Annotated in this window: 7 protein-coding genes; 1 reads left to right on the top strand and 6 read right to left on the bottom strand. The window is 74.8% G+C overall.

The window, feature by feature from the left end:
* Window positions 1–1,692, bottom strand: a 1,692-nt coding sequence (locus tag GA0115240_RS00070) for an ATP-dependent helicase (RefSeq protein WP_237554477.1), incomplete at its 3' end; no start/stop codon positions are given.
* Window positions 1,693–1,872: 180 nt separating this feature from the next.
* Here GA0115240_RS00070 and GA0115240_RS00065 point away from each other — a divergent pair.
* Window positions 1,873–2,130, top strand: a complete 258-nt coding sequence (locus GA0115240_RS00065; protein WP_093734566.1) for a glutaredoxin domain-containing protein — start codon at window positions 1,873–1,875, stop codon at window positions 2,128–2,130.
* 136 nt (window positions 2,131–2,266) lie between these two features.
* On the opposite strand, the gene nudC is transcribed toward GA0115240_RS00065, so the two are convergent.
* The 5 genes from nudC to GA0115240_RS00040 form a co-directional block, all read right to left on the bottom strand.
* On the bottom strand, window positions 2,267–3,196 hold the full coding sequence (nudC, locus tag GA0115240_RS00060) for an NAD(+) diphosphatase (RefSeq protein WP_093734565.1): 930 nt from the start codon (window positions 3,194–3,196) through the stop codon (window positions 2,267–2,269).
* A gap of 143 nt (window positions 3,197–3,339) precedes the next feature.
* Window positions 3,340–4,764, bottom strand: a complete 1,425-nt coding sequence (locus GA0115240_RS00055; RefSeq protein ID WP_093734564.1) for a M20/M25/M40 family metallo-hydrolase — start codon at window positions 4,762–4,764, stop codon at window positions 3,340–3,342.
* 95 nt (window positions 4,765–4,859) lie between these two features.
* Window positions 4,860–8,231, bottom strand: coding sequence for a UvrD-helicase domain-containing protein (locus GA0115240_RS00050; protein WP_093734567.1), 3,372 nt, complete (start codon window positions 8,229–8,231; stop codon window positions 4,860–4,862).
* Window positions 8,232–8,386: 155 nt separating this feature from the next.
* Complete coding sequence (locus GA0115240_RS00045) at window positions 8,387–9,193, bottom strand: hypothetical protein (RefSeq protein ID WP_093734563.1); 807 nt, start codon at window positions 9,191–9,193, stop codon at window positions 8,387–8,389.
* A gap of 181 nt (window positions 9,194–9,374) precedes the next feature.
* Window positions 9,375–11,119, bottom strand: a 1,745-nt coding sequence (locus tag GA0115240_RS00040) for a PD-(D/E)XK nuclease family protein (protein ID WP_141708666.1), incomplete at its 5' end; no start/stop codon positions are given.

Below are 11,119 nucleotides of genomic sequence, written 5' to 3'. Positions count from 1 at the left end.
CGGGCGCCGGCCGCCGCGCCCGCCCGGGGAGCGGGACAGCGCCCAGGACAGCCCCAGGTGGAAGCGGGCCCGGGTGACGCCGACATAGAGCAGCCGGCGTTCCTCCTCGATCTGCTCGTCGGTCTTGGCGAAGGTGATCGGCAGCGTGCCCTCGGTCAGGCCGACCAGGAAGACCGCGTCCCACTCCAGGCCCTTGGCCGCGTGCAGCGAGCCCAGGGTGACCCCTTCGACAGTCGGGGCGTGCTGGGCGTTGGCGCGTTCGTCGAGTTCGCCGACGAAGTCACTGAGGCCGGCCTCCGGCCGGGCCGCGGCGAAGTCCTCGGACAGGCGCACGAGCGCGGCCAGTGATTCCCAGCGGTCGCGCACGGCGCCCGAGCCGGCCGGCGGTTCGGAGGCCCAGCCGCGGGAGCTGAGCACGTCCCGCACCTGCTCGGGGAGGGCGGCGGCGGCCTCGGCCGGATCGGTGGAGGCGCGGGCGGCGCCGCGCAGCAGCATGCCCGCCTCCCGCACCTCGGGCCGTTCGAAGAACCGCTCGGCGCCGCGCAGTTGGTACGGCACCCCGGCGTCGGCCAGCGCCTGCTCGTAGACCTCGGACTGCGCGTTGATCCGGTACAGGACGGCGATCTCGCTGGGCCGCACCCCGGAGTCGATGAGCTGTTTGATGCGCCGGGCGGCGCCCTCGGCCTCGGCGGGCTCGTCGGCGTACTCGGTGTAGCTGGGCTCGGGGCCGGCCTCGCGCTGCGAGACGAGTTCGAGCCGGTGGGCGGCGGCCTGGCCGCGGGCCTGGCCGAGCAGTCCGTTGGCCAGCCCGACGACCTGGGGGGTCGAGCGGTAGTCACGGATGAGCTTGACGACCGTGGCGTCGGGGTGGCGGGCCCGGAAGCCGAGCAGGAAGTCGGGGGTGGCGCCGGTGAAGGAGTAGATGGTCTGCGAGGCGTCCCCGACCACGCACAGATTGTCCCGGCCGCCGAGCCACAGGTCGAGCAGTCGCTGCTGGAGCGGGCTGACGTCCTGGTACTCGTCCACCACGAAGTGCTGGTACTGCGAACGCACGGTCTCCGCGACGTCCGGCCGGTCCTGGAGCACGCCGACGGTCAGCAGCAGCACGTCCTCGAAGTCGATCACCCCCCGGTCGCGCTTGAGCTGCTCGTAGGTGGTGTAGATGCGGGCCACCTCGGCCGGGTCCCGCGGGACGTCGCGGCCGGTCTTGGCGGCGGCGGCCGGATACTCCTCCGGCACCGTCTGGGTGACCTTGCACCACTCGATCTCGCCCGTGACGTCCCGCAGTTCGTTGCGGTCCAGCCGGATGCGGCAGCGCGCCCCCGCCTCCGCGACGAGCTGCACCTTGCGCTCGACCAGCCGCGGCATGTCGCCGCCGACGGCCCGCGGCCAGAAGTACTGGAGCTGGCGCAGCGCCGCGGAGTGGAAGGTGCGGGCCTGCACCCCGCCGGCCCCCAGCTGGCGCAGCCGCCCGCGCATCTCCCCCGCCGCCCGCGCCGTGAAGGTCACCGCGAGCACGCTCGCGGGCTGCAGTATCCCCGCGCGCACTCCGTACGCGATCCGGTGCGTGATCGCGCGGGTCTTGCCGGTGCCGGCGCCGGCCAGCACGCAGACGGGTCCGTGCAGGGCCGTGGCGACGGCGCGCTGCTCGGGGTCCAGCCCGGCGAGCACCGCGTCCGGGGAGTCGGGCATCGCGGGAAAGAGCGAGTCGTGGGTTGTCGCAGTCACCCCGCCACTCTGCCAGGTCTCGCCGACACCCCGGCGAAGTTGTCCACAGCCCTGGTCGGGCCCTCGTCCGGGTGATGCCGGAATGCGGCGCCGACCGCGCGCGTTCATCGAGGGGCAGACCCCCGGAACGAGGAGCGAAGACGGATGTCGGGCAACGTGACCATGTACAGCACTTCCTGGTGCGGCTACTGCCGTCGGCTGAAGAGCCAGATGGACCGCGAGGGCATCGCCTACACCGAGATCAACATCGAGCAGGACCCGGCGTCGGCGAAGTTCGTGGAGGAGGCCAACGGCGGCAATCAGACCGTCCCCACGCTGCTGATCTCCTCGCCGACGGGTACCTCCACCACGCTGACGAACCCGTCGGTCGCCCAGGTCAAGCTGGCGCTCACCGCCGCCTGACCTCCGGACGCGAGGCTTCTCGGGCAGGGCGCGGAGAACGCGCCGCGGACCCCCGGCCACCCGGCCGGGGGTCCGACGCGTGCCCGCACCCCAAGGCTCCCGACGCGTGCTGGCCTTCCCCGAGGGGCACCCGCGCTCAGCGGGGTGTGCTGCCGGGCCGGGGCAGCGGCTTGCCGTACCAGAGTTCGATCAGGCGGGCGGCGATGGAGATGCCGAACGGGGGCAGCACCTCGCCGGATTCGAAGGCGGCGCGCAGGTCCTCGCGGGAGAACCAGCGGGCCTCGTGGATCTCCTCGCCGTCGACGGTGATGGTCGCGGTGGTGGCCTGGGCCATGAAGCCGAGCATGAGGCTGGACGGGAAGGGCCACGGCTGGCTGGCGACGTACTCGACCTCGCCGACCACCACCCCCGCCTCCTCCAGCACCTCGCGGCGTACCGCCGCCTCGATGGACTCACCGGGCTCGACGAAGCCGGCCAGGGTGGAGAAGCGGCCCTCGGGCCAGTGCACCTGGCGGCCGAGCAGCGCGCGGTCCTCCTCGTCCGTGACCAGCATGATCACCGCGGGGTCGGTCCGCGGGTAGTGCTCGGCCCCGCAGGCCGGGCACCGCCGGATGTGGCCGGCGGCGGCGATGACGGTGCGTTCGCCGCAGCGGGAGCAGAAGCGGTGCAGCCGCTGCCAGTTCTCCAGGGCCACCGCGTGCACCATCAAGGACGCCTGGAGCGGCGACAGCAGTCCGCCGACCTCGCGCAGGCCCGCGGGGCGCGCCGCCTGGTCCATCCGGCCGGGCAGCGTGTCCTTCTGGAGGGCGAAATAGCGCACGCCGTCCTCGGGGTCGATACCGAGGAAGTAGCGGTGCATCTCCGTCTCGGGGGCGTCGAACGCCGGCGTCATCACGATCTCGGTGCCGCCGTCGTCGGTGTCCTGGACGAGCACCTGGCCGCCGGACACCACGAACACCCGGGTAGTGGGGTGGCTCCAGGCCGCCGCCAGCCACGCCTCGTCCAGGCGGTGGTGGGCGGCTCGGTCCACGCTCGCGTGGGTGAGGGCCAGCGGCTGCGCTGTCATGTCGAGACGTCCGGTCAAGGCTGCTTCCCGCTCCCCTTCGAAATCGTGCTCATCGGCTTCATCGGATCCATCAGAGTTCGGCGTATGCCCGCCGCCGGCGGTGTCGCCGGGAGGGCGGCCGTCGCCGGCGTGGTGCCCGCGCGTCACCAGCGTCCGTCCCGCCGGTCGGCGGCCAGCTCGCCCCACAGGTAGGCGGCTGTCTCCACTCCCTTGAGGAGCAGATCCAGCTCCACCTTCTCGTTCACTGAATGCCAACCGTCGGACGGCACGGAAATTCCCAGGAACAGTACGGGAACGCCCAGGACATCCTGCAGGTCGGCGGCGGGCCCCGAGCCGCCCTCGCGGGTGAAGCGGACCGGGCGGCCGAAGGCGCGGCCCATCGCCCGCACCAGCGAACGCAGACCCGGATGGTCCAGCGGTGTCAGACAGGGCCGGGTGCCGGCGCCCCAGAAGACGAGCTCGTGCCGGATCCCGGCCGGCAGCCGCTCGGCCACCCAGTCGCCGACCAGCCGCTGGACACGGGCGGGATCCTGGCCCGCCACCAGCCGGAAGGAGAATTTCAGCTGAGCGGTGGCCGGGACGACGGTCTTGCCGCCGGGGCCGCCGTAGCCGCCGTGGATGCCGTTGACCTCGAAGGTCGGCCGGGTCCAGATCCGTTCCAGGGTGGTGTGGCCGCGCTCGCCGAGCGTGGCGTGCGATGCGGCGGTCCGCAGCCAGCCGGCCTCGTCGAAGGGGAGTTCGGCCAGCAGGGCCCGCTCCTGGTCGGTCGGTTCGGCCACGCCGTCGTAGAAGCCCGGTACGGCGACCCGGCGGTCCTCGTCGTGCAGGGCCGCGACCAGCCGGGCCGCCTCGGTCGCCGGATTGGGCACCGCGCCGCCGAAGGAACCGGAATGGATGTCCTGGTCGGGGCCGTACAGGTCGAGCTGTCCGTCGACCAGGCCCCGCATGCCGGTGCAGACGGTCGGGGTGTCCGGCGACCACATACCGGTGTCGGAGACGATCACCGTGTCGCAGGCCAGCCGCTCGGCGCGCGCGGCGATCAGCTCGGCGAAGTGCGGTGAGCCGGACTCCTCCTCGCCTTCGATCAGCAGCTTGACATTGACCGCGGGCGCGGTGCGGCCGGTCGCGGTCAGGTGCGCGCGCAGGCCCAGGGTGTGCAGGAAGACCTGGCCCTTGTCGTCGGCGGCGCCGCGCGCGTACAGCCGGCCGTCCCTGGCCACCGGTTCGAACGGGTCGGTGTCCCAGCCGTCGGCCCGGTCGGCCGGCTGGACGTCGTGGTGGCCGTAGACGAGCACCGTCAGCGCGTCCGGCTCGCCGCTGGGCCACTCCGCGTACACGGCGGGGGCGCCGGGGGTGGACCACACCTCGGCGACCGGGAATCCGGTCTCGCGCAGCGCCGCGACCAGCCAGTTGGCGCTGCGCCGCAGATCGCCGGCCCGGTCGGGGTCGGCTGAGACGGAGGGGATGCGCAGCCAGTGCGTGAGGTCGTCCAGGAACCGGGCGCGGTGGGTCCGCAGATAGGTGCGGACGGCGGGGTCCGGGACGTCGTTGTCCGGGGTCGAGCTCATGGGTACGAGCGTAACCGCCGTTCCGGGGCCCGCGGACCGCTGCCCCACCGGGGCCCGGGGCCCTGCCGGGTGGGCGGGCCGGCGGGCCGGCGGCCTCAGCCCGGCGGGCCGGGGGCGCCGTCGATCAGGCGCTCCAGGGCGGCGCGGTCCGGCAGGCCGGCCGGGTGGACGAGCTCGCCGGTGCGGATATGCAGGAAGGCGGCCCGGACGTGCTCGAGCGGGACACGCTGCTGCTCGGCCCAGGCCAACCGGTAGATGGCGAGCTGGAGCGGGTCGGCGGTGGCCGGATCGCGGCCGGTCTTCCAGTCCAGGAGGTCGTAGCGGTCGCCGTCGCGGTACACCGCGTCGATACGGCCCCGGATCAGCCGCCCGGCGAGGGTGATGTGGAACGGCTCCTCGACGCGGTACGGGGTCCGGTCGGCGAACGGGGTCCGCAGGAAGGCGTCCTTGAGGGCGGTGAGGTCGTGCTCGTCGGCGATGTCGTCGCCGGCCTCGATGCCCGGGAGGTCCTCGGGGCCGAAGAGCGGCCGGGCGTCGAAGCGGGACTCGACCCAGGCGTGGAAGCGGGTGCCGCGGCGGGCGGCCGGCGCCGGCGGGCGGGGCAGCGGACGGGCCAGGTCGCGGGCCAGCCCGTCCGGGTCGGCGGCCAGCCGCATCAGCTGGGAGGCGGTCAGCGAGGCGGGCAGCGGTACGTCCCGCACGGTGGCCCGGGCCCGCCGCAGCTCTCCGGTGAGCGCGTCGAGATCCCGGTCCCAGGCGGCGATCAGCCGCGCCTCCTCGGGCAGCGGACCGTCCGGTCCGCCGGGACTGGTCGGGTCGCCGGGGCTGGACGGGTCGGCGGGACTGGATGGGTCGGCGGGATCAGGCGCGACAGCCGCCCCGCCCTCCGGCTCCGCCGCGCCGCGCGGTCCCGGCAGCGCCGCCGCGCGGGCCTGGTCCAGGTGGGCCAGCACGGACGCGGCCGCCCGGCGGCGGCGGACGAGCGCCTCCGGGTCCAGCGGCAGCGGCCAGGGCTGCTCGGCGGCGCTGTCCAGGCCCGGGTTCGTCGTCCCGGGTCCCGGCTCGGGCGCCCAGTGCTCGATCTCGCCGTTGCCGGCCTCGCAGTGCTCGCGCAGGGCCTCCAGGAACACCGAGGGGCCGAACGGCGACTTCTGGGTGGGCCCCCACCAGTGCCCGGACCCGAGCAGCAGGGAGCGGGGCCGGGTGAAGGTGACGTAGCCCAGGCGGAGTTCGTCGACGCGCTGGTGGTCCTTCATCGCGTCCCGGAAGCCGTCGAGCCCGGCCCGCGTCCACTCCGGCACGTCCGGCAGGGTCGCCGCGTCACCGCGCAGGCCGTGCGGCAGCACTTTGGCGTTGGCGGGCCACAGCTCCCGGCCGCGCTCGCTGGGGAAGCCCTTGGCGACCAGACCGGGGACGGCCACCACATCCCACTCCAGGCCCTTGGACTTGTGGGCGGTGAGCACCTTGACGGTGTTCTCGCCGCCGGGCAGCGAGCTGTCGAGGCCCTTCTCGTACTGGGCGGCGGTGTGCAGGAAGCCGAGGAAGGCCAGCAGGGTCGCCTCGCCGTCGAGGGCGGCGAATCCGGCGGCGACGTCGAGGAAGGAGTGCAGGGTCTCCCGGCGGCGGGCGGCCAGCGCGTGCGGGGACGCGGAGAGTTCGACGTCGAGGCCGGTGACGGTCAGCACCCGGTGCAGCACGTCCATCAGCGGGTCGGCCAGCGCGCGCCGCAGTTCCCGGATCTCGGCGGCCAGCCGGGCGAACCGCACCCGCGCCTCGGCGGAGAACGCCAACTCGTCCGCCGCCCCCGGCCCGGACCGTCCGGCCGCGGGCGGCGGGGCGGCGTCCAGGAAGGTCTCCAGCGCGTCGGCCAGCGAGATCACCTCGGCCGGGTCGGTGCCCTCGACGGCCGCCGCCAGCGGATCGGTGCCGTCGTCCGGGACGCCGCCCGCGTACCGGACGAGCTGCCGGGCGCGGCGGCCGAGCAGCGCCAGGTCACGCGGGCCGATCCGCCAGCGCGGACCGGTGAGCAGCCGCACCAGGGACGCGTTGGCGGTCGGGTCGTGCAGCACCTGGCAGGTGGCGACGAGATCGGCGACCTCGGGCAGGTCCAGCAGCCCGGACAGACCCACCACCTCCACCGGCACGTCCCGGGCGACGAGCGCGGCGTGGATCTCGGCGAAGCGGCCCGCGGTGCGGCACAGCACGGCGATCTCCCCGGGCGCGGTGCCGGTCCGGACCAGATGGGCGACGGAGTCGGCGAGCCAGCCGGTCTCCTCCTCCTGGGTGGGCAGCAGGGCGCAGCGCACCTGGCCGTCGCGTTCGGCGCCGGGCGCCGGCCGCAGCGCCTCGACCCCCTCGTGGCGGGCCCGCAGCTCGGTGGCCAGGGTGTTGGCCAGATCGAGCAGCCGGCCGCCGGAGCGGCGGTTCTCCCGCAGCGAGTAGCGGTCGGCGGGCCGCCCGTCGGCGTGCGGGAAGTGCCGGGGGAAGTCGTCGAGGTTGGCCACCGACGCGCCGCGCCACCCGTAGATGGCCTGGCAGGGGTCGCCGACGGCGGTGACCGGGTGCCCGGTGCCGCCGCCGAACAACCCGGCGAGCAGCAGCCGCTGGGCGACGGAGGTGTCCTGGTACTCGTCGAGCAGCACCACCCGGTACTGCTCGCGCAGGATCACGCCGACCTCGGGCCGGTCCTGGGCCAAGGCGGCGGACAGGGCGATCTGGTCGCCGAAGTCCAGCAGTTCCCGGCTCTGCTTCTCCTGCCGGTAGGCGGCGGCCAGTTCGGCGAGATCACGGCGTCCCGCCACCGCCTGCCGCACGTCCCGCACCCAGGCGTAGCCGCGCGCGGCCGGGTCGAGAGCGGCCAGTTCGGCGGCGAGCCGGGTGTCGTACGACCGCAGGCGCTCGGGCGGCACCAGGTGCTCCGACAGTTCACCGGACAGGGCCAGCAGGTCCGACACGAGGGTGGGCAGGCCCTTGGTGAGCGCCGGGTAGGGGCCGGGGGCGGCCCGCAGCACCTTCGCGGCCAGCTGGTAGCGGGTGGCGTCGGCGAGCAGCCGCGCGGTGGGCTCCAGGCCGATCCGCAGGCCGTGGTCCTTGAGCAGCTGGCCGGCGAAGGCGTGGTAGGTGGAGATCTGCGGGTCGCCGTGCGGGGCTTCGGCCTCGCCGGGGCCGGGCGGCAGCGGATCGGGATCGGTCACCCCGGCCTGGACCAGTGCCTTGCGCACCCGCTCGGACAGCTCACCGGCCGCCTTGTTGGTGAAGGTCAGGCCCAGCACCTGCTCGGGTGCGACCTGTCCGGTGCCGGCCAGCCACACCACCCGGGCGGCCATCACGGTGGTCTTCCCCGAGCCCGCCCCGGCCACGATCACGCCCGGCGCCGGCGGCGCGGTGATGCACGCCAGCTGCTCCGGGGTGAACGGGATGCCCAGCAGTTCTTGCAACTGCTCGGGTCGGGTGATGCGGGTTGCCACCCTGCTGAGGCTATCCGGCCCCGCCGACAGCGCGGGCCGGGGCCGGTTCGCCCCGGGCAGCGGCGGGACGGCCCGGGACGGGACGCCGCCCAGGACCGCCACCGGCGCCGGTCAGTGCCCCGTCGGCCAACCCTGCCCGGCCGGCCGGCGGTGCCTCATATGGTGAAGCCCGGCCCGGCCGCGGACAGGTCGACGATCTGCCCGGCCGGCGGCGGGTTGATGACCGGTGCCCGGCCGAACCGGGAGAAGGTCATCACATTGGTGGAATCGCCCGGGGTGAAGGCCTTGAGGATGTAGGGGGCGCCGGTGGCCGCGATGTAGAGGGTGGTGTCCTCGTCGTCCTGGTCGTCGGCCGGGTACTTCTGGATCAGCGGCACCACCTGGCCGCCGTCGTAGGCGGTGGGACGGCCCTTGGTGACCGACGTCGCCTTGCCGTCATTGGCCTTGGCGCTGTCCAGCAGGGTGTTCAAGTCGCAGAACATGTCGAACCCGCCGTCCTTCTCGGCGGATTCGGGCAGCTTGACCCACTTGCCGCCGGCCAGCTTGGCCAGCGTGCGGGCGTCCGGGCCCCCCTCGGACGTCCAGAAGTCGGCGCCGGCCCTCATGTAGTACACCGATCCGGTGCGGATGATCTGGAACCGCTTGCCGCCGTCGTCCGCGGTGGCCGCGCACCGGCCGGAGGCGGTGACGGCGATCGTGGCGTGCACCGACTCGTCGTCGTCACCGGTGGTGCGCAGATCGATCGTCACCGCGGACACCGTCGTCATCGCGGCCTCCGCCTTCTTGAGGAGCTGCTGTCCGGTGTCGCCCGCGAACGGCTCGGCCGCCGTGCCGGTCGTCGTGGCCGCGGCCCGGACGACCGGCGCCGCCGACGCGTCCTTGTCGCCGCCGCAGCCGGTCAGCACCGTGCCGGCCGCCCCCGCCGCCAGCACCGCCGCGATGAGTTTTCCTGTGGCCTGCACGGCCGCCCCCTCCGATGACACGCACGTGCGCACGGCACGTCCCGCTCCCCTGTGATTGCGCTGTCAATGTAGCGCCCGGCACCGACACTCATCTCCCGGTTATCCACAGGCAGTTGTGGACGAAGGGCGATCTGCGGCCGGTTATCCACAGGCGGGTGGCCGGCCGGCGCCGACCGGCCGGTCATTCCACGACATGTCGGCCCTCCGGCCGGCCGCTGCACGAGGCCCGGAAGGCGCAGTGCGCGCACTGCTGGCCGGTCGCGGGGGTGAAACGCTCGTCCAGCACCCGCCCGGCCGCCCGCGCCAGCAGGTCCTCGGCCCACTCCCCCGCCGCGCCCTCCAGCGGCGCCTGCGCCTGGACGGCGGGCAGCGTGTCCCCGCCGTCCCGCTTGGCCGCGCCGAGCCGGAGCTGGACGAGTTCGGCGCCGCCCGCCCGCGGCCGCTCGCCGCCGAACAGCGGGTCGACGGCGCCCTCGCGTACCGCGAGCTGGTAGACGGCCAACTGCGGGTGCCGGGCCACCTCGGCGGCGGTCGGTTTGCCGCGCCCGGTCTTGAAGTCGACGACGTACGCCTGGCCGGCCGCGTCGGTCTCCACCCGGTCCATGCTGCCCCGGATCCGGACCTGGACCTCCCCGGCGCCGAGGGTGACGTCGAAGTCGTGCTCGGTGGCGACGGCGGTACGGCCGCGTTCCATGACGTGCCAGTGCAGGAAGCGCTCCAGGGCGGCGCGGGCGTTGTCCTTCTCCTGGCGGGACTTCCAGGGCGCGTCGAAGGCGAGGGCGTCCCAGACGGAGTCCAGCCGGGCCATCAGCACGTCCAGATCGGCGGGGGTGCGGCCGGAGGCCACCTCGTCGGCCAGCACGTGCACCACGTTCCCGAAGCCCTGGGCGGCGGTGGCGGCGGGCTCCGCCTTGACCTCGCGGCCGAGGAACCACTGCAGGGCGCAGGTGTTCGCCAGTTGGTCGAGGGAACTGCCGGACAGCGCCACCGGCTGCTCCCGGTCGCGTACCGGCATCGCCGAGCGGCTCGGCTCGTACAGGCCCCACCAGCGGTCCGGGTGCGCGGCCGGCACCAGCGCGTGGCCGTCGTCCTCCAGCGCGGCCAGCCGGGCGAGCCGCTCGGCGGCGGCCTCGCGCAGCGCCGGGGATGCCTGCGGATCCACGGTGGTGGCCCGCAGTTCCGCCACCAGGGCGGCGACGGCCAGCGGGCGGCGCGGCCGCTGCGTGACGTCCTGCGGCGGGACGCCGAGTTCGGCCAGGAAACGGGACGGCTGGTCGCCGTCGTCGGCGGCGGACTTCACGGCGGTGACCAGCAGCCGCTCGCTGGCACGGGTGGTGGCCACGTAGAACAGGCGGCGCTCCTCGGCGAGCAGGGCGCCCGGGGTGAGCGGCGGCGCCAGGCCGTCCCGGCCGATCCGGTCGGCCTCCAGCAGTGAGCCGCGGCGCCGCAGATCGGGCCAGACGCCCTCCTGCACGCCGGCCACCACGACGAGCCGCCACTCCAGGCCCTTGGCGCGGTGCGCGGTGGTCAGCCGCACCGCGCCGGGCCGCACGGCGGGGCCGCCGCGGGTGTCGGCGGCGATGTCGAACGCGGACAGCTCCTCGATGAGGTTCAGCGCGCCCCGGCCGCCGGTGCGTTCCTCGGCCCGGGCCGCGGTCTCGAACAGCGCGCACACCGCGTCCAGGTCCCGGTCGGCGTTGCGGCCGCCCGCGCCGCCGCGGACCGCCGCGCGCTCCAGCCGGGCGCTCCACAGCGAGTTCGCCCACAGCCCCCACAGCGCGTCCTCGGCGGTGCCGCCGGCTTCCAGGGTGCGGCGGGCCTCCTTCAGCGACCGGCCGAGCCGCAGCGCGCCGCGGGCGTAGGCCGGATCGTGCGTGGCCAGCCGTTCCGGCTCGGCCACCGCCTCGGTGATCAGCACGTCGGAGG

This window comes from Streptomyces sp. DvalAA-14 (assembly GCF_900091855.1).
In the GTDB taxonomy this organism is placed as follows: domain Bacteria; phylum Actinomycetota; class Actinomycetes; order Streptomycetales; family Streptomycetaceae; genus Actinacidiphila.
This window is presented reverse-complemented; position numbering and strand designations above follow the sequence as displayed.

Excerpts from the sequence above, each read along its gene's own strand:
- GA0115240_RS00065 (WP_093734566.1), top strand. The coding sequence starts at position 1,873 with ATGTCGGGCAACGTGACCATGTACAGCACTTCCTGGTGCGGCTACTGC.
- GA0115240_RS00055 (WP_093734564.1), bottom strand. The coding sequence starts at position 4,764 with ATGAGCTCGACCCCGGACAACGACGTCCCGGACCCCGCCGTCCGCACC.
- nudC (WP_093734565.1), bottom strand. The coding sequence starts at position 3,196 with ATGACAGCGCAGCCGCTGGCCCTCACCCACGCGAGCGTGGACCGAGCC.